Source organism: Cupriavidus nantongensis (assembly GCF_001598055.1).
GTDB lineage: Bacteria > Pseudomonadota > Gammaproteobacteria > Burkholderiales > Burkholderiaceae > Cupriavidus > Cupriavidus nantongensis.
This window is the reverse complement of record NZ_CP014844.1, coordinates 4,466,610-4,489,801: the sequence shown is the minus strand read 5'-3', so window position 1 is coordinate 4,489,801 and position 23,192 is coordinate 4,466,610. Positions and strand designations below refer to the sequence as shown.

At 65.5% G+C, this 23,192-nt stretch carries 19 protein-coding genes; 6 read left to right on the top strand and 13 right to left on the bottom strand.

From position 1 onward, the window contains the following. The first annotated feature begins 5 nt into the window (after positions 1-5). From A2G96_RS20725 to A2G96_RS33445, 3 genes are all read left to right on the top strand, one after another. Complete coding sequence (locus A2G96_RS20725) at positions 6-2,258, top strand: hypothetical protein (RefSeq protein WP_062801903.1); 2,253 nt, start codon at positions 6-8, stop codon at positions 2,256-2,258. After that, positions 2,246-2,917: a hypothetical protein gene (locus A2G96_RS34045; protein ID WP_197672298.1), complete on the top strand. Its 672-nt coding sequence runs from the start codon at positions 2,246-2,248 to the stop codon at positions 2,915-2,917. Before A2G96_RS20725 ends, A2G96_RS34045 begins: the two co-directional genes overlap by 13 nt. Before the next feature lie 148 nt (positions 2,918-3,065). Next, positions 3,066-3,899 (top strand): hypothetical protein, encoded by an 834-nt coding sequence (locus tag A2G96_RS33445; RefSeq protein WP_150124190.1) that lies wholly within the window; start codon positions 3,066-3,068, stop codon positions 3,897-3,899. 6 nt (positions 3,900-3,905) lie between these two features. On the opposite strand, the gene A2G96_RS20720 is transcribed toward A2G96_RS33445, so the two are convergent. Both A2G96_RS20720 and A2G96_RS20715 read right to left on the bottom strand, forming a co-directional pair. Beyond that, positions 3,906-5,321 (bottom strand): amidohydrolase family protein, encoded by a 1,416-nt coding sequence (locus A2G96_RS20720; RefSeq protein ID WP_062801902.1) that lies wholly within the window; start codon positions 5,319-5,321, stop codon positions 3,906-3,908. Between the two features lie 4 nt (positions 5,322-5,325). Then, positions 5,326-6,675 (bottom strand): nucleobase:cation symporter-2 family protein, encoded by a 1,350-nt coding sequence (locus tag A2G96_RS20715; RefSeq protein ID WP_062801901.1) that lies wholly within the window; start codon positions 6,673-6,675, stop codon positions 5,326-5,328. 506 nt (positions 6,676-7,181) lie between these two features. On the opposite strand from A2G96_RS20715, the gene A2G96_RS20710 reads away from it, so the two are divergent. Beyond that, entirely contained in the window at positions 7,182-8,189 is a 1,008-nt protein-coding gene (locus A2G96_RS20710; RefSeq protein WP_062801900.1) for an AraC family transcriptional regulator, read from the top strand. A 31-nt stretch (positions 8,190-8,220) separates the two neighbouring features. Here the strand turns inward: A2G96_RS20710 and A2G96_RS20705 are convergent, their stop codons facing one another. From A2G96_RS20705 to A2G96_RS20680, 6 genes are all read right to left on the bottom strand, one after another. Next, positions 8,221-9,324 carry a CobW family GTP-binding protein gene (locus tag A2G96_RS20705; RefSeq protein ID WP_062801899.1) on the bottom strand — a complete coding sequence of 368 codons (1,104 nt, stop codon included), beginning with the start codon at positions 9,322-9,324 and terminating at the stop codon, positions 8,221-8,223. Between the two features lie 162 nt (positions 9,325-9,486). Beyond that, the gene (locus tag A2G96_RS20700; RefSeq protein ID WP_062799342.1) at positions 9,487-10,590 is read right to left on the bottom strand and encodes an IS5 family transposase; all 1,104 of its coding nucleotides are present in this window, start codon (positions 10,588-10,590) and stop codon (positions 9,487-9,489) included. 128 nt (positions 10,591-10,718) lie between these two features. Next, a complete protein-coding gene (locus tag A2G96_RS20695; RefSeq protein WP_062801898.1) occupies positions 10,719-11,315 on the bottom strand; it encodes a UbiX family flavin prenyltransferase in 597 nt (198 codons plus the stop codon). Beyond that, positions 11,312-13,600 (bottom strand): xanthine dehydrogenase family protein molybdopterin-binding subunit, encoded by a 2,289-nt coding sequence (locus A2G96_RS20690; protein ID WP_082819023.1) that lies wholly within the window; start codon positions 13,598-13,600, stop codon positions 11,312-11,314. The genes A2G96_RS20695 and A2G96_RS20690 overlap by 4 nt, the downstream gene beginning before the upstream one ends. After that, positions 13,600-14,112, bottom strand: coding sequence for a (2Fe-2S)-binding protein (locus A2G96_RS20685; RefSeq protein ID WP_062801896.1), 513 nt, complete (start codon positions 14,110-14,112; stop codon positions 13,600-13,602). Before A2G96_RS20685 ends, A2G96_RS20690 begins: the two co-directional genes overlap by 1 nt. Then, positions 14,100-14,984, bottom strand: coding sequence for an FAD binding domain-containing protein (locus A2G96_RS20680; protein WP_062801895.1), 885 nt, complete (start codon positions 14,982-14,984; stop codon positions 14,100-14,102). Before A2G96_RS20680 ends, A2G96_RS20685 begins: the two co-directional genes overlap by 13 nt. Before the next feature lie 210 nt (positions 14,985-15,194). Here A2G96_RS20680 and A2G96_RS20675 point away from each other — a divergent pair, with 210 nt between their 5' ends. Then, positions 15,195-16,118, top strand: coding sequence for a LysR family transcriptional regulator (locus tag A2G96_RS20675; protein ID WP_470290485.1), 924 nt, complete (start codon positions 15,195-15,197; stop codon positions 16,116-16,118). A gap of 24 nt (positions 16,119-16,142) precedes the next feature. Here the strand turns inward: A2G96_RS20675 and A2G96_RS20670 are convergent, their stop codons facing one another. From A2G96_RS20670 to A2G96_RS20655, 4 genes are all read right to left on the bottom strand, one after another. Then, positions 16,143-17,534: a nucleobase:cation symporter-2 family protein gene (locus A2G96_RS20670; protein WP_062801893.1), complete on the bottom strand. Its 1,392-nt coding sequence runs from the start codon at positions 17,532-17,534 to the stop codon at positions 16,143-16,145. A gap of 237 nt (positions 17,535-17,771) precedes the next feature. After that, a complete protein-coding gene (locus A2G96_RS20665) occupies positions 17,772-19,223 on the bottom strand; it encodes a UbiD family decarboxylase (RefSeq protein ID WP_062801892.1) in 1,452 nt (483 codons plus the stop codon). A gap of 98 nt (positions 19,224-19,321) precedes the next feature. After that, a complete protein-coding gene (locus tag A2G96_RS20660; RefSeq protein WP_062801891.1) occupies positions 19,322-20,236 on the bottom strand; it encodes an amidohydrolase family protein in 915 nt (304 codons plus the stop codon). A gap of 51 nt (positions 20,237-20,287) precedes the next feature. Then, positions 20,288-21,190, bottom strand: coding sequence for an amidohydrolase family protein (locus tag A2G96_RS20655; RefSeq protein WP_062801890.1), 903 nt, complete (start codon positions 21,188-21,190; stop codon positions 20,288-20,290). A gap of 582 nt (positions 21,191-21,772) precedes the next feature. Between A2G96_RS20655 and A2G96_RS20650 the strand changes: the two genes are divergently transcribed. Next, positions 21,773-22,657 (top strand): endo alpha-1,4 polygalactosaminidase, encoded by an 885-nt coding sequence (locus tag A2G96_RS20650; RefSeq protein ID WP_062801889.1) that lies wholly within the window; start codon positions 21,773-21,775, stop codon positions 22,655-22,657. On the opposite strand, the gene A2G96_RS20645 is transcribed toward A2G96_RS20650, so the two are convergent. After that, complete coding sequence (locus A2G96_RS20645; RefSeq protein ID WP_062801888.1) at positions 22,639-23,172, bottom strand: M48 family metallopeptidase; 534 nt, start codon at positions 23,170-23,172, stop codon at positions 22,639-22,641. The genes A2G96_RS20650 and A2G96_RS20645 overlap by 19 nt on opposite strands. Between the last annotated feature and the right edge of the window lie 20 nt (positions 23,173-23,192).

The following is a 23,192-nucleotide window of genomic DNA, read 5'->3' as shown; positions in this document are numbered from 1 at the left end:
CCGCCATGATCATCAGCTATCCCATCCTTACAATGCCGTCGGCAGGCAACGCCATGGAGGAATCGGAGGACGCCTGGCTGACCCGGCTGCTGGCCGAGTCAGACGACCCGAAGGGCGCGTATCCGGCGCGCATGGTCGGCAATATGTATTGTTGGCACGGCGGCCTGCATGTCGGTGCCAATTCGGCCACGCCGGTTCGTGCTATTGCAGATGGCACCATCGTCGCCTACCGGCTGGCGCCCAAGACCGAAACTTATGAAGGCCAGCCCTATGACACCAGTTTCGTGCTGCTGCGCCATGAGACCGAGACCGGCGCCGCCACGCCAGTGGTGTTTTACTCGCTGTATATGAACCTTGCCGCCGCTGAGCATTTGCACGGCCGTACCGACACGCTGCCGGCGTGCTATCGAACCCGGACCAGCCCAGACGCGAGGGTTCCGGACGATCCAAAGAACGCCAAGATTTACCGGCGCGACATATTGGGCTATCCGGGAAGCCAACATCAGACCGGGCGCAGCGGCTTCCATTTCGAAGTCTTCTGCACGGACGAGGCACTGGCCAGGTTCTTCCGCGACAGCAGCCGCATCACGGACAAGGGCAGCGCCGACATCTACGGCGACATTCACTTCGTTATCCCGGAAGGCAAATCATTTTCAGCGGCGCATCCGCGCTTGCCCAAGGGCGATGGGGTATGGCGGACAGCGGACAAGAATGGCAACCTGATGTTTCCCGCCGGTACAGCCGGAAGCAATACCGGGCAGCAACTCTACGTCAGCGTACGCCTGGACAAGGACAAGCGCATCACGACCTCACGCATACGTACCGCGCAAGGGCAGTACCGCAACCTCGGCCGGGTCGAACAGCCGGGCTATGGCTACGCCATGCTGGCCCTTGCCGAGGCGCTGTATCCAGACAACCCAAGCGCCGGCCTGGAGTGGCTTACCTTCGGGCGTGTACTGAGCGAAGAGCGCAGCCGCCACAACGACAATTGGCAATTGGTGCCCTATGCGCCCGGCTCGGTGGGCTATATAGACCTATCGCAAGCCGGCATCGTGCGGCTGTCTGACGCGGACTTCCCACATTGGCTGGGATGGAAGAAGGTCGAAGAAGGCGCGATGCTGAGTCCGGCCGATGCCATCGTCGACGATCCGGCGACGCTACAGATGCTGAGCGGAAACGGCGACGCGGCTAAGGCGGCGCTGCGTCATCTGGTAGTCAAGCATCCCACTGAATGGGATGTCTCTGACGTAGACACACGTTTTGCGCGTCTGCGCAAACCGGGCATGCCGTTGGTGGCGGAGGATAGTTGGCAGCGGTTCAAGGAACAGGCGCAGAAGCTCGCATTCTGGCAGCACACAGGGCTGCCTCGTGCGGTATGGCATTTCCATCCGCTGCAGTTCATCCATCATATGCGTCGGGCGCTGTGGCTTAGTGTTGATGAACTCAGGCAGGCTGTGCCGGCGAGGATGTTGCGTGGCATTGGGGCTGGGATTCCGGCCAAGATAGTTTATGAAGCAGCACAGGTTAGGGCCGGGACGTTGATCGCATCCCACTATAAGCAGTTGAACACCATGTGGCGAAAATATGGGGTAACTTCGCGGCGGCGTCTTGCCGCCTTCTTAGGCAACTCGGTACAAGAAACGATCTGGCTGAGTACCTTCGTAGAGGTCGGTGGAAAGAACAACTGGTATGCGCCATGGTACGGGCGGGGAGCTTTGCAACTTACGCATCCAGGGAATTACATCGGGTATTGGAAGTTTCGGGGGCGGAGCATTGATGCCTCGCTCAATACGCTGCTCGCCACGGCTCACAAAAAGGCAAACAAGCTACGGAGTAACGTGCCGCTTGGCGCTGTGGAGGTTCACATACCAGACGCGGTGGCAAGGTGGCGTGAGGAGATAGTGGACAAGCATTATGAGGCGGCGGACAGCGCTGGCTACTATTGGCTATTGAACCGGGCTAACGAGGAGGCCGACGAGTACACCCCTAACAAGCGGCGGACCTTCAACATTCATTCCAGCAGCCGGCTTAAGAAACAAGAGCCGTATGTATTCTACGAGAACGCGTCGTTCCGGCGAGTGGCCTGCACCGTTAACCTGCCCGATCATTTGGGACGGGATAATCCATCGTTGAACGGCCTTGTGGATCGGTATCACGCCTACGCCTATGCACAAGTATTGCTGTTCGAGCATCCCACCTTTCCCGATGGTGCTGGCACGGAGCAAATCAAACCGGAGGACTATGGATGGAAAAAGTAAAGCTGCAAGACCGCCTAGCGCCGGCTAGACGTTGGGTCGTCCTTGCCTTGCTGCCTGCCGCACTGAACGCCCGCGCTGGCCCGGACAGTGACGCGACCCTGCCCGATGGCATGCAGCGCTACATAATCCCAATGAGCGGTTGCGCGGTCGAGTTCGTAGCAAAAGCCGGTGGCTATGCTGACCTTGCCGAGCCAAGTCCTGCTCTATTCGGCTATTTTCGACACGACAACCACTATCCGAAAGATCGATATGCTCGTGATCTGAGTTTTTCGATCAGTTGCCATCTTGGCAATGCAAAAGAGATATGCCCTAGGCTGATGGAGGCATACCGTGGGGTTGAAAAGGGCTATGCGCGCGATATACAACTCAGACGACTTAGCGAGTTGAATCCACGTTATTACAGCGAGGCCTACATCCAGACATGGAGTGCAATAGCGCCGCCACGCCCGCGCACATTGGGCTTCTGCATAGGAGATGAGCATCGGGCAGTTATGAGTGAGAACGGCGATGTGCTGTTAGGCTACGACCCGCGCGAGATCACCGAAACGCGCGGCAAGCCGATCTTGAAACGATCGGAGCACGCGCTGCCCGACGTACTAGCCATCATCCGGTCGATGCGGTTCATACCTGATTCAGCGTCAAAACAAGACAGTCGGTAGACCTCGGAATGCATGAGATAGCTCAAAAGGCTCGTCGCGCGCTGACACGACGGTGGATAGTTTTTGCCGTCCTTGCTGACAGCCTGACTGCACGAGCCACGGCGCAAGACCAGGGTGCGTCTGTGCTGAAAGGAATGCAGCGCTACCCATGTTGATGCATATGATCGCAGCGTTTGCTGCCTTTGGCGTGCTGCCTCTTGCCAATGCCGCTGATGCGTATGTGTTTGAGTTGGATGCGCAGAGGCAGAATGTCTCGATTTCAGGAAAGGCTGGGGTTCTCCGCGCTTGCCGGTTTCCTCGGCAGGTCCAATTCGCGAACGCTTCATTTGACGGTTCGGCCCTGATTGTCTCTGCTACCGAGTATGTTCCTGTGCGAGCATTGCTCTTATGTGATCGCAATCCAGTTGACTTAAGGCGAGTGCCATCAAGAACGGGATATTTGGTCGATGTGAATATCGAGCATGGACTATATTTGACCGTGGACGTTGTTTCAGCTTCGCCGTTAAGTTTTTTGGCGACCGTTGCAAGGATTGGCAGCTCGCGCACCATCGTGAATATTCCAGGAACGTATCATTCCTCCTTGCCCCTAACTAAGCTCCAGGAGTACGGCTTTTCCTATGATGAGTCCCGCGCACGAGGGAAAATTTCACCGGATGGCAACTATGTCGCTCCGAATGGAGAAATAGATTGCAGTGCGCACGCATATCCGGGTGTTTGGGACATCAAGCGAAACCGTCGCGTGCGCGTCCCGGAAAGCGTAGATGCACAGGGCGATGATGATAGGAGCGAATGGTGCCGTTCGCTGTTCAGGAATACGGCACCGGTTTCCAAGAAGTCCAATGAGACGATACCGCGGTACGGCCCAACTCCGGACCTTCGACACTCCCGCTTTGCCCCGGCTGCCATCCGGTCCCATCGGCGCAACCGACCAGCGGGACCTCACAAGAGGGGCGGCAGCGTACGTGATGGTGTCGTGAGTTAAGCCCGCTCAATCCACCAGCGACACCAACGCCTCCCGCGCCTCCCTCCGCAACTTCTCCAAATCCAACCCCACCACCACCCCATCCCGCACCACCTGCCGCCCCCGCACCAGCACATCCCGAACCGGCGTCGGCTCCCCCGCCGCGACCGGCGCCGTACCGATGTCATGAAACCCATGAAACCGCAGCCCGCTGACGTCATAAATCGCCAGATCCGCCGATTGCCCCGGCGCAAGCGTGCCGATACCGGGCAGCCCCAGAACCTGCGCACCGCCTGCAGTGCCCCAATGAATCACTTCCTCGACGCGCGTTTGCGCGGCGCCGCCGAGGGCGCGATGCACCAGCCACGCAAAATTAGCCTCATGCACCATGCTGCCCGACTCGTTGGAAGCGACGCCATCGACGCCGAGTGAAATCGGCACGCCGGCATCCGCCATCGCGCGTACCGGCGCGATGCCGCTGCCGAGTCGTGCATTGCTGACCGGGCAATGCGCCATGCCAGTGTTGGTCACGGCCAGCATGCGGATTTCCTCCGGATTGACGGTGACGAGGTGCGCGAACCAGACGTCTGGCCCCAGCCAGTCGTGGTCTGCGACGAACTGGACCGGTGTGCACTGGTATTTCTCGCGGCAGAACCTGACGTAGTTGTCGGTCTCGGACAGGTGCGAGTGCAGACGCAGGTCCATGCCGCGGCCAAAGGCGGCGAGTTCGCGCAGCAGGGCGGGCGGCAGCGAGAAGGTGGGGGTGGTCGGAGCCACCACCACGCGGCGCAGGCCGTCGGGGGCGGCGTCGTGGTAGCGCGCTTTCAGGCGTTCGATATCGGCGAGCATTTCGTCCAGCGTCTCGGGCACCAGCGCGGTGGCGCGCATGCCGGGATGATCGGAGGCCGACTGGATGGCGCCGCCGCGGCACAGCACCAGGCGCATGCCGAGCTCTTCGGCTACCTCGAACAGCACGTCGCCGGTTTCCGCGCCGTGGCCGTGGTGATACAGGTAGTGGTGATCGGCGCACGTGGTGGTGCCGGACAGCAGCAGTTCCGCCATGCCCAGCCGCACCGCGGTGCGGAAGATCTCGGGGGTGAAGCGCGCCAGGCGCGGGTAGGCGACGGCCGCCAGCCATTGCTCCAGCCCGACGTTCATGCCGCCGGGCACGGCCTTGAGCAGGTTCTGGAACAGGTGGTGATGGGTGTTGACCCAGCCCGGATAGACCACGCAGCCGCTGGCGTCGAGCACGGCTTCGCCGTCGTGGCGGGCCAGGCGGGCGCCGATCTCGGCGATGCGGCCGTCGCGGATGCGGATGTCGGCGGCGCCGGCGCGCGCGGCAGTGCCGGCGCGGCCGGTCATCACGGCGGCGGCGTTGCGGATCAGCACGGCGCCGGCGGGTGCGTTGGCGGCGGCGGTGGTGGCGTTGGTGTTGTGCACCATGTTGTCAGACCCCTTGGACGTTGTCGGCACTGGCGGGCAGCTCGTCGGCTTCACGCGCTGGCAGGCCGTTGAGAATCAGGTTGAGGACCACGGAAACCACGCAGGCGATGATCACGCTGCTGTGGACGAAGGGCTGCAGGAAGCCGGGCAGCTTCTCCAGCATGCCGGGCAGCATCACGGGCATCATCGCGCAGCCGAGCGTGATGGAGACGATGGAGAGGTTGTTGGGGTTGCGCTCGTAGTCCACCTCGCCCAGCGTCTTGATGCCGGCGGCAACGACCACGCCGAACATCACCATGGTGGCGCCGCCCAGCGCCGCGGCGGGGATCGATGCAAACAGCGCGCCGATCTTGGGCACCAGCGCCACCGCGCACAGCATCACGCCGCAGGTGGCGACCACCCAGCGGCTGCGCACGCCGGTGACGATCACCAGCCCTACGTTCTCCATGAAGGCGATGTACGGGAACGCCGCGAACATGCCGCCGATGGCGCTGGCCAGGCCGTTGGCGCGCAGGCCGCGGGTGGCGTCGCGCTCGGTCAACGGACGCTTGACGATGTCGCCGACGGCAACGAACAGCCCCATCGATTCCACCATCTGCACCACCATCACGATCACCATGGTGGTGATCGCGCCGATGTTGAAGGTGGGCATGCCGAACGCGAACGGCGTCACCATGGTGAACCACGGCGCGCGCGTGACTTCATCGAAGCTGCCCATGCCCAGCATCCACGCCACCGCGCCGCCAACCAGCAGGCCGATCACCACCGACAGGTTGCGCACCAGCTCGCCGCCGTGCCGGTTGATCAGCAGGATCAGTGCCACCACGCCGAAGGCGACCAGGAAAAAGATGGGCGCGCCGAAATCCGGCGCGCCCCTTCCGCCTCCAAACCAGTGAAACGAAACCGGGAACAGCGACAAGCCCACCGCGGTGATGGTGCAGCCGCTCACTACCGGCGGGAAGAAGCGCTTGAGCTTGCCGATCACCGGCGCCAGGAACATCGCGATCACGCCGGCGGCGATGATGGCGCCACAGACGCCGTTGAAGCCCAGCTTGGGATCGGTGCCGATGGCGATGACCGGGCCCACGGAGCTGAACGCCACGCCCTGCATCAGCGGCAGGCGCACGCCGAACTTCCAGAAGCCAACGGTCTGCAGCAGCGTGGCGATGCCGGAGGTGAACAGCGCGGTGCTGATCAGCATGGTGGTCTGCGCCGGCGTCATCTTGAGCGCGCCGGCGACGATCATCGGCACCGCGATTGCGCCGAGGTAACTGACCAGCATGTGCTGGAAGCCGAGCGACGCCATGGCGCGTGCCGGCAGGATCTGGTCGACGGGGTGAACCGCTGGTTTCATGATGGGTCTCCTGCCGCGTACTGGGGGAAAGTGCGCCATGCCGGCGGCGGCTGGCCCGGTCTGTGGTTGCAGGGCTCGGTCCGTCACGGTGCCATGCGCGGCGCATGGCCCACGCATGCCTTGCACAGTAGCGATGCATGGCATGCCGTCATAGCGTTATTGCGAAGGCCCTGGCACGGGGCCGCAAGCGGGGTTGCAAAATGCGCGCCGGGGGGATCAGGGGTTTCCCTTGGGTTGCGTGAGGGCGGGGGTGGCAATACGATGGATGCGCTAGTTTGCTCCCCTCTCCCGCGCGCGGGAGAGGGGTTGGGGGAGAGGGCCAGCGTGTGCAAAAGCGAGGTGGTATGTATGGCTCGGAGCCTTGCGCCGGTGGCTTTTGATACTGCATCGCAATTGCAAGCTCCTGCCCTCTCCCCCGCCCCTCTCCCGCAAGCGGGAGAGGGGAGCAAACAGTCGGATGTTGATGGAGCGGTAGCCGTTGATCCGTTCACTTTTTTTCCAACGCCATGTCACCCACTGTCGGATGGTTTGCCGCACCCTCCCGTTCGCCCCTTGGCCGCGGCGGCGACCTCGATCGCATCCAGTCGCTGTCCGGCCGCGTGTTCGGTCCCACGCGCCTGCGCGCGGCGGAGGACGATGCGGCGCTCGATGCGCGCATCGATACCAGCACCATCGGCCGGCTCACGCTGGTGACCATCGCCTATAACCAGGCGGTGCAGATCGAGCCGCAGCCGAACAAGGACGAGTTCGTGATCCAGACCGTGCTGGCAGGCACCTGCCGCGTGGAAACGCCGCGGGGCGCGATGCTGATGCCACCGGGCGCTACCTTTGTGTTCTCGCCTACCGTGCCGACCACGCTGTCGCTGGATCCGGGCTGCGAGCGCTTCAGCGTGGTGATCCGGCGCCAGCTGATCGAAGAGGCATTCCGCCAGCAGTTCAGCTTCGAGCCGCCGGCGCCGATCGAATTCGACATGCAGCCGGTGGCTGACGATGGCCGTGCCGAGCGCTGGCAGGCGCTGGTGGGCTACCTGCGCGCGGAAACGCGGGTGCGGCGCGATGGCAGCGGTGTGCCGGCGGTCGATGCCAGCATCGAGCGCATCGTGCTGTCGACGCTGCTGCTCGACCGCTTTGCCGCGGACGGCAATATGCTGCCGCGCCGCTTCGAGGCGGTGCTGCCGGATTATGTGCGCCACGCCATTGCCTACCTGCGCGCCAACCTGGACCAGCCACTGACGCTGGAGCAGATCGCCGCGCATTGCGGCGTGTCGGCGCGCACGCTGCAGCTGGGCTTTCGCAAGAGCAAGAACACCACACCGATGGAATACCTGCGGCTGCTGCGCCTGCATGGCGCGCGCGCCGACCTGCAGCGCGCGACGCAGGAGAGGGGCATGGTCGGCGCGATCGCGCTGCGGCACGGCTTTACCCACTTGAGCCTGTTCTCGCGCGAGTACCGGCGCGAGTTCGGCGAGCTGCCGTCGCAGACCTTGCGCGCGGCAGCATTGCAGCGGGACTGACGGCAAGCCAGTCCCGCCGCCGACAGCGCGATCAGGCGGCCTGCGCCACCGGCAGGCACACCTTCAGCAGCGTCTGCAGCCGCAGCTTGTCGAGATGGCGGCCGATAAACACGAACTTGCTTTGCGCGGGTTCCGTGCCCCAGGCGTCGGCGGGATGGAAGTCCATCAGCCGGTGCACCGCCTGCAGCACGTAGCGGCGGTCATCGCCCTCCACCGCGACGATGCCCTTCATGCGGAACACATCGTCGCCCTGCGCGGCCAGCAGCGCCTTCAGGCCATGCTCGAGGCGCTGGCGGTCGAACGGCTGGTCGAACACCAGTGAGACCGATGTGACCGACGGATCGTGGCGGTGTCCGTGCGTATCGTCATCGTGCGCGTGGTCGCAATGCTCGTCGCACACGTGGTCGTGATGCGCGTCGTGCAGATCGTGCGCATGGCCGGCGTGCTCGTGCGCATCGTGGCCATCCTGCGCCTGGATCGTCCCCGGCGTGAACCCGCCGATGCCCAGGATCTTGCCGAGGTCCACCTGCGCGAAGTTGGAGCGCAGGATCTGCGCGCCCTCGTTCAGGCGGTGGATGCGCGCTTCCAGCCGGTCGAGCTGCGCGGCGTCGACCAGGTCGGTCTTGTTCAGGATCACGCGGTCGGCGGCGACGATCTGGTCGACCGCCTGGTTGTCGAAGCCGGTCAGTTGGGGGTCGTCGAGATGGCTCTCGATATGCACCGCATCGACCAGTGTCAGGATGCCGTCGAGCGTGACTTGCCGGGCGACTTCGTTATCCATGAAGAAGGTCGCTGCGACCGGGGTCGGGTCGGCCAGGCCGCTGGTCTCGACCAGGATATGGTCGAAGCGCTCGGGCCGTTCCAGCAGCTTCTGCAGGATGCGCACCAGGTCCGTGCGCACGTCGACCACGCAGCAGATGCAGCCGTTGGTCATCTGGTAGATCTCTTCGTCCGAGGTCATCACCAGGTCGGAGTCGACGTCGACCTCGCCGAACTCGTTCTCGATCACGGCGATGCGGTGGCCGTGCTTCTGCGTCAGGATGTGGTTGAGCAGCGTCGTCTTGCCCGAGCCGAGGAAGCCGGTAAGGATGGTGACCGGGACGGGCGGCTGTTGTGCGACGGCAGGTGCGTTCATGTTGTCTCCTGATTAGCAGGTTGCTGAAGTACTCCCCGTACAAGAGGCGAGGCTTCCCCCTGCAAGGCAGTAGGCTTGCGATTTTTCACAATCTGGAAGCGGGACGTCCCTACATCGATTTTTTCGGCGGTTTGGCGCCCGATTCCGGCCTCATTACCGCGATTACTGCAACTGCGGACGGATTTGTCCCAGTGAGCGCATGCGCACGAGGTTGTAGGCGGCCATGCTCAGCACGAACATCTGGTCGACTCGCTTCAGTCCACGCACCATCACCTGGCGCATGCGCCCGACAGTCTTGACCCATCCGAAGCCTTGTTCGATCAGCTTGCGCTTTTGCTGCGAAACGGCATACCCGGCGCTGCAAGCAATGGCATCAGGAACGGCCGAGCGGCGCCCCGAGGTGTTCTGTGCCACGTGGGGCGTCACCTTCAGTTCCAGGCAGGCTTGAATGAACTCTTGCGCGTCGTAGCCCTTGTCTGCACCCACCGTGATTTCGGTGTTCGGGTCGTCCGTCACCTGTCGGGCATCGTTGAGCATCACCTTCGCGGCCTCGCGCTCAGCATGTCCGTCCGCATTGGTCACCATGGCGCTCACCACCAGGCCGTGACGGTTGTCGCTCAGGGTATGACCCATATAGCGAAGTTCACTCGCAGTTTTGCCCTTGCGGTACAGCTTGGCATCGGGATCGGTCTTGGACTCGTGCGTCTCGTTGCTGCGCGTGCGACCTTTGAAGTTGGCGCCGTCGTTGTCGTCCTTGTCGTCGCCGCCGTCCTTGCGCACGAAGCTCTTGTGGCCTGCCCACGCCTGAATCAGCGTGCCGTCCACGCTGAAGTGCTCGCCCGACAGCCAGTTCTTCTTCTGCGCGATGGCCAGCACCTCGTTGAAAAACTGGATCACCGCATCATGCTTGATCAGCCGCTCGCGGTTCTTGGTGAAGACCGTGGGCACCCAAACGGTGTCGTCCATCGACAGCCCGATGAACCAGCGAAACAGCAGGTTGTACTGCGTCTGCTCCATGAGTTGGCGTTCGGAGCGAACGCTGTAGAGCACCTGCAGCAGCATGGCCCGCAGCAACTTCTCCGGCGCGATGCTGGGCTGGCCACCCTTGATATCGTCCTCGTACATCTGTGCGAACAACCGGTCCATCTTTACCAGCGCCTGGTTGGCCATGGCGCGGATCGAGCGCAGCGGGTGGGACTTCGGCACGAAATCATCCAGCCTCCGCATAGTGAACAAACTTTCCGTGAAGGTATCTGCGCCGCGCATGAAAGTGGAGTTGGATGGGTTCCTCAAATCAACGCTTCAGCCAGTTGTCGCGCTGACGTCCACCGGAGGTATTTCAGCGGCCTGTTAGGGTGCTGCGTTCCCCGCTAGCGCGAGGCGAAAGTGCTTTCTCATGCGGTGGCGACGTTGGGGCGCAGGCCTTGCCAGCGTGTCACCAGGCCGTCGTGCGGTACGTCGAACAGGTCCAGCACGCGCCCCACGGTGTGGTCGACGATGTCGTCGACCGATTGCGGATGTGTGTAGAAGGCCGGCACCGGCGGCAGCACGATGGCGCCCATCTCGGTCACCGTGGTCATGTTGCGCAGGTGCACCAGGTGGAAGGGGGTCTCGCGCGCCAGCAGCACCAGCCGGCGGCGCTCCTTGAGCATGACGTCGGCGGCGCGGGTGACGAGGTTGTCGGCAAGGCCCGTGGCGATGGCGGCCAGCGTGCGCATGGAGCAGGGCGCCACCACCATGCCGTCGCAGCGGAACGAGCCGCTGGCGATGGTGGCGCCGATATCGCGCACGTTGTGCACCACGTCTGCAAAGGCCTCGATCTGCGGGCGCTGCAGGCCCAGCTCATGGTGCGCGGTCAGCAGGCCGGACGGCGAGCACACCAGGTGGGTCTCCCAGCCGTCCAGCGCGGCCAGCGCCTGCAGCATGCGCACGCCGTACACCGCGCCGCTGGCGCCGGTGATGGCGACCACCAGGCGTTGCTTGCGGCTCATGGATGCCCGCCTTCCCGCGCCGCCTTCTCGGCCAATGCCTGCAGCACCTGCTCGGGCTTGATCGGGTAGTGGCGGAAGCGCACGCCGATGGCATCGAACACCGCGTTGGCAATCGCCGGCCCGATCGCGACGATCGGATCCTCGCCCACGCCCTTGGCGCCGAACGGGCCGCCGGGATCCGGCGCGGCTTCCAGGATCACGGTGCGGATCTCGGGCATATCCATCGCCAGCGGCATCTTGTAGTCGACGAAGTTGGCGTTGAGCGAGCGGCCGCTGCGCATGTCGATCTGGTAGTCCTCGTACAGCGTGTGGCCGATGCCCTGCTGGATGCCGCCTTCGATCTGGCCCGCGGCCGCGACCGGATGGATCACCTTGCCCACGTCATGCACCGGCACCACCTGCCGCACGGTGATGAAGCCGGTCTCGGTATCGACCGCGACTTCGACAAAATGCGCGGCGAACGAATACGACTTGGTCGGGTGGTAGGTGGCGGTGCCCACCAGCTGCGCGGCGGGAATGCCCTTGCGCGGCATCACCGCCTCGCGCACCGTCAGCGTGGGGCCGTCGCGGTCGCGCACGGCGATGACGCCATCGGCCAGCGTCAGCGCTGCGGGCTCGCACTCCATCAGCTTCGCGGCGCGCTCGAACAGCTGGCGCCGGATCTCGCCCGCCGCCATCTGCGCGGCCTTGCCGACCATGTACGTGGTGTGGCTGGCAAAGGCGCCGATGTCCCAGGGGACCACGTCGGTGTCGCCATGCACCACCGATACCGCCTCGAACGGCAACGTCAGTTCTTCCGCCACGATTTGTGCGAGGGCGGTGTGCGCGCCGGTACCCAGTCCCGCCGCGCCGGTCAGCAGCACCACGGTGCCGTCCTCGTTCATCTTGATGATGGCGTTGCCCTGTTCCTTGATGCCGGGATAGGCGCTGCTGCCGTGCATCTCGCAGCCCAGGCCCCAGCCGGTGCGGACGGGGCCGCTGGTGTCGCGCGGACGGCGGCGCAGCGCGGGCCAGTCGAGCAGTGCCATGCCGTGCTCGATGCAGGCCTCCAGGCCGTGACCGATCAGCGGATGGTTCGACGGCGCGATATCGCCTTCGCGCACGGCGTTTTTGAGCTTGAGTTCGGCGGGATCGATGCCCAGGTGCGCGGCGGCCTCGTCCATCTGCACGTCGAGCGCGTAGTAGGTCTGCACCACGCCGTAGCCGCGGAACGCGCCGGCAATGGGGCTGTTGGTGTAGACACAGCGCCCTTCGAGCAGCACGTTGTCGCAGCGGTACAGCGATACCAGCGCGGCGGTGCCGACATTGGTCACGCCGGGGCCGTGCGAGCCGTAGGCGCCGGAATTGAACACCACCCTGGCCTGGCGCGCGGTGATGGTGCCGTCGTTGCGGAAGCCCTGCTTCAGCCAGATTTTTGCCGGATGGCGCGTGCGGCCGCCGAGGAAGGTTTCCTCGCGGGTGTATTCCATCCGCACCGGCCGGCGCGTCTCGCGCGCCAGCAGCGCGCACAGGAACTCATGCTGGAACAGGTCCTGCTTGGCGCCGAAGCCGCCGCCCATGTGGTCGACCAGCACGCGCACCTTGTGCAGCGGCAGCCCCAGCACCTCGGCCATGATGCCGCGCACCATGAAGGCGGTCTGGGTCGAGATCCACACCGTCAGGTTGCCGTTGCCGTCCCAGCTGCAGGTGAGCACGTTGGGCTCCATGTAGGCCGGCGTGGGGCGGCCGCCCTCGTAGATGCCTTCGAGGATGAAGTCGGCCTCGGCAAAGCCGGCTTCGACATCGCCGCGGCTGACGATCACCGGCGGCAGCACCAGGTTGCCGCCAGGCTCGCGGTCGTGAATGCGCGGGGCGTCGGAGCGTTCGGCGTCTTCGGTGGTGAAGACCGCGGGCAGCGTGTCGTACTCGACCTCGATCAGTTCGAGCGCGCGCTCGGCGATCTCTTCGCTGACCGCCGCGACCGCGGCCACGCCCTCGCCCCAGTAGCGCACTTTGTCGTCCAGGATGTACTGGTCGCAGGTCACCGACGCCGAGCGCGGGTGCGGCGAGCCGGCATGCAGCACGCGCGGCACGTTCTCGTGCGTCAGCACGGCCTTGACCCCGGGCAACGCCAGCGCGCGCGACGCGTCGATGCGGCGGATGCGGGCGTGGGCGACGTTGCTGCGCTTGATCTTGCCGTATAGCAGGTCGGGGAAGGGCATGTCGGCAACGTATTTTGCGTTGCCAGTGACCTTGTCGAGCAGGTCGGTGCGCTTGACGCTGTGTCCGATCACGGCGTGGGTCATCATGCCTCCTCGCTGGCGCGGGTACGGTGCTCGCACCCGGCCGCGTCCATGGCCGCGGCGGTCTGCTCGATGGCCTCGATGATCTTGGTGTAGCCGGTGCAGCGGCAGATATTGCCGGCAATGGCAAAGCGGATCTCGTCGCGCGTGGGATGAGGGTTCTCGTCGAGCAGCGCCTTGGCCATCACCACGAAGCCCGGCGTGCAGAAGCCGCACTGCGCGGCGCCGCAGCGCATGAACTGCTCCTGCAGCGGATGCACGGTGTCGGGCGCGGGCTGCACGCCTTCGATGGTGGTGATGTGGCAGCCGTTTGCTTCCGGCGCCAGCACCAGGCAGCTGTTCATCGGCCTGCCGTCGATGATGACGGTGCACGAGCCGCATTCGCCGACGTCGCACCCCTTCTTGGTGCCGGTCAGGCCGGCGTCGTGACGCAGCGCGTCGAGCAGCGTGCTGTGGGGTTCCACCGCCAGTTCGCGCGGCTCGCCGTTGATGACGAGTTCGATCATTTTTCGCATGATGCTCCGCGCAGGGCGGCCTCCAGGGCTTGTTCGAGGGCGCGGCGGGTCAGCACGCTGACCATCTGCCGCCGGTAGGCTGCGCTGGCGCGCACGTCGCTGATCGGACGGGCCTCGTCCATGGCGGCGTGCGCGGCTTGCAGGACCAGGGCGTCGGTCACGCGCTGGCCGCGCAGCAGCTGCTCGGCGCGCGCCGCGCGCACGGGGGTGGGGCCGACCGCCGCCAGCACGATGCCGGCGTCGACGCAGTGGCCGTGCTCCACCGTCAGCGTTACCGCCACGCCCACGGTGGCCAGTTCCATCTGCACGCGGCGGCCATGCTTCAGATAGACCTTGCCGGTGCCGGGCCGAGGGGCCGGCACGGTGATGCGGGTGACGATCTCGTCCGGCGCGATGGCGGTCTTGCCGACGCCGGTGACAAAGTCCTCGACGCGCAGTTCGCGCGAGCCCGACATGCCGTACAGGTGCACCGAGGCGCCATCGGCGACCAGTGGCGCGATCGAATCCGCCGATGGCGACGCGCGGCAGACATTGCCGACCACGGTGGCGCGATGCCGCACCTGGATCGACGCGAAGTCGGTCACCGCCTTCGCCAGGCCGGCATAGTGGCGCTGCACGAAGCCCGAGGTTTCCACCGCGCGCGTGGTTACCAGCGCGCCGATGCGCAGGCCGTTGACCGGATCGAAGGTCAGCACGTCCATGCCCGGGATCTTCTTGATGTTGATGACCTGCTCGGGCTTGCGCACGGACTCCTTGATCTGCACCAGCAGATCGGTGCCGCCGGCCAGCACGCTGGCCTTGCCACCGCACCGGTGCAGCATGGCCGAGGCTTCGGCCAGCGTCGCCGGTTCGAAATACTCAAACGCTCTCATTGCTCCTCCTGGTCTGTGCCATCGGCGGCTGCCGGTCTTGCCGGGGTCGTGCGGGGCGCGCGCCGTTGAATCCATCATGGGCGGCAGGTCTTCATCGGTAAAGGCCCGGTATCGGATTAATTGATCGTGTTACCCTCTGAATCAGACGCGCCGCGAAAGCCCCGGCTTTCGCCGCAGAGCGCGCACCCCGAGATCCCGGAGGTAGACAACGTGCCCCACCTCAGCAACATGAACGTGTCGCTGCGCCAGCTGCGCGCGTTTATCGCCGTGGCGCAGGAGCGCCACTTCACCCGCGCCGCCGAAAGGCTGGACCTGTCGCAGTCGTCGGTCAGCGCGCTGATCCACGAGCTGGAAGCCAACCTCGGCCTGAAGCTGTTCGACCGCCACACGCGCCAGCTGCACATCACGCAGGCCGGTGCGGAACTGCTGCCGCTGGTGAAGAAGGCGGTGGCCGATATCGACAGCGTGATCGAGAACTCCAGCGAGTTGCGCACGCTGGGACGCGGGCGCGTGTCGATCGCGGCATCGTCGATCCAGGCGGCGCTGATGCTGCCGCGCGTGATCCGCGAGTTCTGCGTCAGCCATCCGGGCGTGAAGGTGGAGCTGCACGATGTGTCCGAGCACGAAGTGACCAAGATGGTCAGCTCGGGCGAGGTCGACTTCGGCATCGGCACCATCCCAGAGGGCCAGCCCGACCTGAGCGCGCACCGGCTGCTGGACGATGCCTTCGTGATCGTGATGCCCGCGCACCATCCGCTGCGCCGGCGCAAGACGCTGCGCTGGGAGGACGTGGCCGGGCTGCCGGTGATCGGGCCGCACAAGGGCAACCCGATCCGCGATTGCCTGGACACGGCGCTGGCCGCGCGCGGCATTACGCTGCAGCGGGTGCACGAGGTGTTCCTGCCGCTGACCATGGTCGGCATGGTCGACGCCGGGCTCGGCATCGCGGTGATGAGCGCGGCGGTGACGCGGCTGACCGGCGCGCTGGGGCTGGCCACGGTGATGCCGACCGATCCGGTGATCCACCGCGAGATCTCGCTGCTGGTGCACGCGGACCGGTCGCTGTCGCCGCCGGCGCAGGCCTTCCGCGACCTGCTGATGCGCTACCGGGCCAGGCTGGCAGAAGCCAGCTGACGGCGCCTGACTGCGGCCACTACCTCATGCCGGTTCCTTGGCCAGCCCGTGGGGCTGGGGGGCCGGCGAACGGGCGTTGAACAGCAGGTTCAGCAGCACCGCGGACAGCGTGCCGAGCAGGATGCCGTTCTGGCAGAACTTGGCCAGCAGCTCCGGCATCTGCGCGAAGAACTTGTCCGATACCAGCGGGATCATACCCAGCGCCACGCTGACGGCGACGATGTAGGCGTTCTTCTTGTTGTCGACAAAGTCCACATGGCCGAGGATGCGCACGCCGGTGGCCGCCACCATGCCGAACATCACCAGCGCCGCGCCGCCCAGCACGTACTGCGGGATCGATGCCGCGAAGAAGGCCAGCTTGGGCAGGCAGCCCAGCACGATCAGGATGCCGCCGGCGGTGGCGCAGACCCAGCGGCTGCGCACGCCGGTCACCTGCACCAGCCCCACGTTCTGTGCGTACGAGGTGTAGGTGAAGGTGTTGAACACCGCCCCCACCAGCGCGCCGATGCCGTCCGCGCGCAGGCCGCGCGCCAGGTCTTCGGAGTCGACCGGCCGGCCGACGATCTCGCCCAGCGCCAGGAACTGCCCCACGCCTTCGATCATGATCACGATCATCACCACGCATAGCGTGACCGAGGTCATCGCGTCGAAGGTGGGCCAGCCGAAGTGGAAGGGCGTGATGAACTCGACCCAGTGGGCGTTGTGCAGGCCGTCGAAGCTGACCTTGCCCAGCGCCAGCGCAATCACGAAGCCCACCGCAATGCCGATCAGCACCGCCACGTTGCACAGGAAGCCGCGCGCGAACGCCACCAGCGCCAGCACCGTGCACAGCACCGCGGTAGCGATGGCGATGTTCACCGGCAGGCCGAAGTTGGGATTGGGCACCGGACCGCTCGCGGTATTGATGGTGGGATTGCCGCCCGCGGCCCAGTTGATCCCGACCCGCATCAGCGAGACCCCGATCACCAGCACCACGGTGCCGGTCACCACCGGCGGGAACCAGCGCACCATCTTGCCGACATAGGGCGCGGCAAAGTAGGTGAAGACGCCCGCCACCATCACCGCGCCGAACACCGCCGGCAGCCCCAGCGACGGATTGGAGCCGGTGGCGATGATCGGCGCGATCGCGGTGAAGGTGACGCCCATCATCACCGGCAGGCGGATGCCGACCTTCCAGATGCCGATGCTCTGGATCATCGTCACCAGGCCGCAGCAGAACAGGTCGGCGGCAATCAGGAAGGCGACCTGGTCTTTGGGCAGCTTGAGCGCGCCGCCGATGATCATCGGCACGGCAATGGCGCCGGCATACATCACCAGCACATGCTGCAGGCCCAGGGCCAGCAGGCGCGGTGGGGGCAGGACCTCGTCGACGGGATGCACGGCGGCATTCCCTTGCGTAGGCAGGGTGGGGTTCATGCTGTCTCCTTTGGTCGGTATCACGCCGGTTGCGCATTGCGCTAACGTGTCGCCAAGGTGCCGGCGCTTCCTCTTGCGGGATGGTCCTGCCATCCTCTCGTGCGAAGCCCGCGCCTGTCCTGTCTTGTCAGTCCAGCATGACAGCGGCGCAGGGAAGGTACAACGTTCGCGGTGGATTTATCGATCGGGTGAAACGATGAATCGACCGTTTTCAGCGGGTTATCCCTGAGCCGCGCCTCACGGCACGTGCGATGCCGCACGCTCCAGCCGCGCCAGCAGCGCGGCCGCGCGTGTCATCGCGGCAGGGTCGATGCGCGCGCGGATGCCGTCGAAATTGGGCCCGCGCGTCGCATCCAGCCCCATGCGTGACGTGGTGCCGACACCGGATGCCGACGGATCCAGCGCACTGCCCGGCAGCCCGTCCACCACCACCACGTCCAGGTGCGGCTGCAGGTGCGTGGCCATGGCCCACAGCACTTCCTCGTCGCGGGTGATATCGACGTCCTCGTCCACCGCGACCACGGTCTTCAGGTACGGGTCCCAGCCGAGCAGGCCCAGCATCACCTGGCGGGCCTCGCCCGGGCGGCTCTGGCGCAGCGCCACGTAGGCATGGAAATGCGTGCCGGAGCTTGGGTAGTGCACCGCGGTGACGCCGGGGAAGCGCTCGCGCAGCTTCTCCACCATCTCGGACTCGCGCGGGATCCGGCCCAGGTTCAGGTGCTCGGCCGAGTTGCCGCCGACCACGTCGACCAGCCACGCGTCCGTGCGCCGCATCACGCTCTGCACGCGCAGCAGGTTGTTGGTCGAGCGGTCCGACGAGTAGCCGGTGAACTCGCCGAACGGGCCTTCGTCGACGCGGGCCTCGGGATCGATCACGCCTTCGAGCACGATCTCGGCATGCGCCGGCACCAGGATGCCGTGGCGCGGCGTGCGTACCACTTCCAGCGGCGCGCCGAACAGGCCGCCGGCGACATGGCGCTCGTCCACGCCGAACGGCAGCCGCGCGGCGCCGGCCAGCATGAACAGCGGATGCGCGCCGATCACCATCGCCACCGGCAGCGGCCGGCCCAGTTCGGCGGCGCGCTGCTGCATGCGCCACAGGTGGCCGCGCGAATGGAGGCTGGTGGCGATCTCGCTCGGCGAATGCAGCATCGAGCGGTGGTAGCTGGCGTTGCCGATGCCGCTGTCGGGGTCTTCCGCGATCAGGATCGCGTTGGTGATGTAGGGGCCGCGGTCGGTGGCGAAGTGCCGGATCGCCGGGATCGTGCGCAGGTCGATGTGCTGCGTCTCGACATGGCCGGTGACGGCGCCGCTGTCGAGCACGCGCGGCGCCACCATGCGGCGGCTGCGGGCCTGGTACTCGGCATGGATGCCAGCGGGCGGCACGCCGCCCAGCATGCGCCCGACGCGCTCGCGCGAGGCGAACAGGTTGGTGGCGAGCGATGTGCCCAGTCCCTCGACATGGTCGAACAGCAAGGCCGGATGGCGCCCTTGCGCGGCCAGCGCCCACACCAGCGCGGTCGGGTCCTGGTCGGCGCCGACCGGCTCGCGGATATGCAGCACGTCTTCGGGAAAGGCCTCGCGGTAGGCGGCCAGGAACTGGTGGAAGTCCTGCGAGGTGTCGTGGAAAGACTGGCGCGCCGGCGTCGCCGGGGTCGCGGGAACGAAGCGCGCTGCGGGTGAGTTCATGGATCGGCTCCTGTGGTCAGGGTGGGCCAGGGCGAAGGCTGCCCCGGCGGCCGGGAACATTCCCGGCCGCCGTGCCGTGCCTGCCGGACAGCTGGTGACTACCGGGTGCTGGCGTAGGTATCCTTCAGCCGCGCCAGGGCCTCTTCCTGCGTCCTGGGCGGCGCGGTGGTCTCGATGCCGACCAGCCGGGCGATGTTGTTGCCCATGTAGTCCTCGAGCCCGTCCTCGTCCAGGTCCATACCCTGCGGCGCGGGGCCGCACAGCATTTCCAGCTCGCGCAGCCACATGCCGGGCTCGTTGGGCGGCGTGTCGGTGCCGAACACGATCTTGTCGCGCGGCAGCTGGCGCGCGAACTCGACGATGCGCGACTGGAAGCACCAGCCCGATTCGCAGTACACGTTGGGCGTGTCCATCGCCATCCAGAACGCCTCGAACGAATAGTTGCCGCCGGTCTGGATGCCGAAATGCCCGATGATGAAATTGACCATCGGGAATTCGCGGATGATCGGGTAGAACATGGTCGGAATCGTGTACGGCCCGTCGCCGGTATGGATCAGCACCACCACGTTGTACTTGGCGCAGACCTTCATCGCCGGGCGCAGCCAGTCGAGCGCGCGGTCGGGCCGGTAGCCGTGCATGTTGGCATGCAGCTTCAGCATCTTGAAGCCGTACTCCTTGACGTGGAATTCGAGCTCCAGCGCGCCTTCTTCCGGGCCCCAGCGCGGGTTGAAGGTGAAGTTGCCGATAAAGCGGTCGGGGTACTTCTGGCACAGCTCGGCGATATACGCCATGTAGTCGCGGATGCCTTCGCGGCCGCGGCGGTTGCCGTCGCGGTAGCCGGTGTTGCCCGGCGGCGGCTGGATAAAGCCCATGTCGATGCGGCGCGGCTTGCCGTTGATCATGTAGGGGCCGTCCATCATCTTGAGCATGCGCTCGCCGTTGAAGGGCTCGCCGGTGTGGCGCCAGGCTTCGTCGACCAGGTTGGTCGGGTGCAGGTGGGTGTCGATAATCATGTTCAGGTGCTCCGGAGTCCGTTGTCGTTGGCGCGGGTGCGGGTGCGGACCTTATGCGGCCAGGCGCGCTTTCGCCTCTTCCAGCGTGCGCGGCACCGGCGTCGGCTCGAGGCCGATCATCCGGGCGACGTTGTTGCCGAGGTAGTCCTCGAGCGTGTCCTCGTCCAGGTTCAGCCCCTGGGGCGGCTCGAAGCACAGCACTTCCAGCAGGCGCAGCCACATGCCGGGCTCATTGGGCGGGGTGTCGGAACCGAACAGGATCTTGTGCTTGGGCAGCACCTTGGCGAACTCGACGATGCGCGACTGCAGGCACCAGCCCGATTCGCAGTACACGTTGGGCATGTCCATCGCCATCTGGAACGGCTCGAAGCAGTACACGCCGCCGGTCTGAACGCCGAAGTGGGCCATGATGAAGTTCACCGTTGGGAACTCCTTCATCATCGGCACCCATTCGGTCGGGATGCTGTAGGGACCGTCGCCGGTATGCAGCTTGACCAGCACGCCCAGCTCGGCGCATTTCTGCAGCGCCGGACGCAGCCAGTCGAGCGCGCGGTCGGGGCGGTAGGCGTGCATGTTGGCCTGGAACTGGACCATCTTGAAGCCCAGCTTCTTCACGTAGTGCTCGATGGCGTTGACGCCGTTCTGCACGCCGCAGCGCGGGTTGTAGACGAAGCAGCCGATAAAGCGGTCCGGGTACTTCCGCACCATCTCGACCGTGTACGCCATGTACGCGTCGATCGATTCGCTGCCTGACTTCACGCCGTCGGTGTAGGTGTAGATGGTGTTGCCCTGCGGCGGCTGGATAAAGGCCTTGTCGATGCGGCGCGGCTTGCCGTTGATGGTGAATGGGCCGTCCATCATCTGGATCAGGCGCTCGCCGGTGAACGGGTCGCCGTCGTGGCGCCAGGCCAGGTCCACCAGGTTGGTCGGATAACAGCTGGTGTCGATGATCATGGGAGATCCCCTAACAATGACTAGTGTCCTGTTACGCAAGTAACTTGCCAAAATGAAATCGTCCAGTTGCTCGTCAGGCTAGGCGCGAGGAGGCGCCATAGCCGTAGCTATGGCAACGACGAGCAACGACGCATGGCGGGCAACTGGGCGATTTCATGGCAAGGTATTTGCGGAACAGGACACCAGGGTTGGACACGCATGCGGCGGGCGCGCGCGAACAACGCCGCGGGGCCGGCCTTGCATGCTGCGATCGGGAGTCTTTGTCAGGGGAGCGTTGGACCATTGCGCCACCGACGAAACACTCCGTCAGTGAGCAATCTCCAGTTGAACGTCGCGGCATTGCACCGCTGCTGTCCAATCGACCGCTTCTACCCACGCGCTCTTTATACATAGCGCCTCGGCATGGGTCAAGCGCATCATGTGTTGCGCCGCACGAACAGTGGGGCCGGCCTGCATTCCGGACCGGGCCGCGAATCCGCTACATTGCGGGGACCGCAGCGGCAGGCCCGGCCGCCACGGCATATCGACAACAGGGCCGATCGCTTCGAACGGGGTTTATCACAGGGAAGGGGGAAAGAACCTATGCATGGCAACGATGCGAAGAAGGCAGCGGCGCTGCTGTCGGTTGCGCTGAGCCTGGCACTGGGCGGCTGCGGTGGCGACGGCGGACAGACCGAGATGGTGTCGCCGACCGCCGCGGCCACGACGCGGCACATCAACGACACGACGACCAGCGCCACCACGCGCTGGGCCCCGGCGCTTACCGACACCTGGCAGATCCAGCTGACCGGCAGGCTCAATACCAGCTATGCGGTGACCGCCTATGACTTCGACTTGTTCGATACGCCCCAGGCCACCATCGATGCGCTCAAGGCGCAGGGCCGGCGCGTGATCTGCTACTTCTCGGCTGGCAGTTCCGAGGACTGGCGCCCCGACTTCAACCAGTTCACCGAGGCGGACCAGGGCGCCCCGCTGTCGGGCTGGGCCGGCGAGCGCTGGCTGGATACGCGCTCGGCCAACGTGCGTCGCATCATGCAGGCGCGCAGGGACCTGGCGGTCAGCAAGGGCTGCGATGCGGTCGATCCCGACAATGTCGATGGCTATACCAACAGCCCCGGCCTGCCGTTGACGGCCGAGACCCAGCTCGACTACAACCGCTTCCTGGCGGCTGAGGCGCATGCGCGCGGGCTGGCGGTGGGCTTGAAGAACGACGTGGGCCAGGTGGCCGAGCTGGCCGCGAGCTTTGACTTCGCCATCAACGAACAGTGCTTCCAGTACCGCGAGTGCGGTGCCTATACCGCGTTCACGGGACAGGGCAAGCCGGTATTCCAGATCGAATACGCCACCAAGTACCGGGACGCCGCCACGCGCGCCGGGTTGTGCGCCAAGGCCCAGGCGGCCAACCTGCGCACGCTGGTGCTGCCCAGGACGCTGAACGGGTCGTTCCGCTACGCCTGCGACGCCTGAGTGCGCGGCTCGATGCCGGCGGCGGGGGCGGCGCGTTCCAGCTCCCGCCAGGCCAGGTAGAGCCGCGTATCGAACTCGAGCTGGTGGTAGCGCGGCTCCATGTATTCGCAGAGGCGGTAGAAGGCCTTGTCGTGCTCGCTTTCCTTCAGGTGCGCAAGCTCGTGCACGACGATCATGCGCAGGAACTCCGGCGGCGCCTCCTTGAACAGCGAGGCGACGCGGATCTCTTTCTTGGCCTTGAGCTTGCCGCCCTGCACGCGCGAGATCGCGGTATGCAGGCCGAGCGCGCGCTGGGCGGAATCCAGCCGCGCATCGAATCCCACCTTGTGCAGCGGCGGCGCGCTGCGCAGGTATTCCTGCTTGATGTCGGTGGTGTATTCGTACAGCGCGCGGTCGGTCTGTACGGTGTGGCGCCCCGGGTAGCGGCGGGCCAGATGATCGCCGAGCCGGCCGGCGGCGACCAGTTCGCGCACCTGCTCCAGCACGCCGGGCGGATAACCGCCCAGGAAACGCATCGGATCCTTGCCGGCGGGAC

Bases quoted from the DNA above. Each gene is read 5' to 3' on its own strand.
- A2G96_RS20725 (WP_062801903.1), top strand. From the start codon at position 6: ATGATCATCAGCTATCCCATCCTTACAATGCCGTCGGCAGGCAACGCC.
- A2G96_RS34045 (WP_197672298.1), top strand. From the start codon at position 2,246: ATGGAAAAAGTAAAGCTGCAAGACCGCCTAGCGCCGGCTAGACGTTGG.
- A2G96_RS33445 (WP_150124190.1), top strand. From the start codon at position 3,066: ATGTTGATGCATATGATCGCAGCGTTTGCTGCCTTTGGCGTGCTGCCT.
- A2G96_RS20720 (WP_062801902.1), bottom strand. From the start codon at position 5,321: ATGGTGCACAACACCAACGCCACCACCGCCGCCGCCAACGCACCCGCC.
- A2G96_RS20715 (WP_062801901.1), bottom strand. From the start codon at position 6,675: ATGAAACCAGCGGTTCACCCCGTCGACCAGATCCTGCCGGCACGCGCC.
- A2G96_RS20710 (WP_062801900.1), top strand. From the start codon at position 7,182: ATGTCACCCACTGTCGGATGGTTTGCCGCACCCTCCCGTTCGCCCCTT.
- A2G96_RS20705 (WP_062801899.1), bottom strand. From the start codon at position 9,324: ATGAACGCACCTGCCGTCGCACAACAGCCGCCCGTCCCGGTCACCATC.
- A2G96_RS20700 (WP_062799342.1), bottom strand. From the start codon at position 10,590: ATGCGCGGCGCAGATACCTTCACGGAAAGTTTGTTCACTATGCGGAGG.
- A2G96_RS20695 (WP_062801898.1), bottom strand. From the start codon at position 11,315: ATGAGCCGCAAGCAACGCCTGGTGGTCGCCATCACCGGCGCCAGCGGC.
- A2G96_RS20690 (WP_082819023.1), bottom strand. From the start codon at position 13,600: ATGACCCACGCCGTGATCGGACACAGCGTCAAGCGCACCGACCTGCTC.
- A2G96_RS20685 (WP_062801896.1), bottom strand. From the start codon at position 14,112: ATGCGAAAAATGATCGAACTCGTCATCAACGGCGAGCCGCGCGAACTG.
- A2G96_RS20680 (WP_062801895.1), bottom strand. From the start codon at position 14,984: ATGAGAGCGTTTGAGTATTTCGAACCGGCGACGCTGGCCGAAGCCTCG.
- A2G96_RS20670 (WP_062801893.1), bottom strand. From the start codon at position 17,534: ATGAACCCCACCCTGCCTACGCAAGGGAATGCCGCCGTGCATCCCGTC.
- A2G96_RS20665 (WP_062801892.1), bottom strand. From the start codon at position 19,223: ATGAACTCACCCGCAGCGCGCTTCGTTCCCGCGACCCCGGCGACGCCG.
- A2G96_RS20660 (WP_062801891.1), bottom strand. From the start codon at position 20,236: ATGATTATCGACACCCACCTGCACCCGACCAACCTGGTCGACGAAGCC.
- A2G96_RS20655 (WP_062801890.1), bottom strand. From the start codon at position 21,190: ATGATCATCGACACCAGCTGTTATCCGACCAACCTGGTGGACCTGGCC.
- A2G96_RS20650 (WP_062801889.1), top strand. From the start codon at position 21,773: ATGCATGGCAACGATGCGAAGAAGGCAGCGGCGCTGCTGTCGGTTGCG.
- A2G96_RS20645 (WP_062801888.1), bottom strand. From the start codon at position 23,172: ATGCGTTTCCTGGGCGGTTATCCGCCCGGCGTGCTGGAGCAGGTGCGC.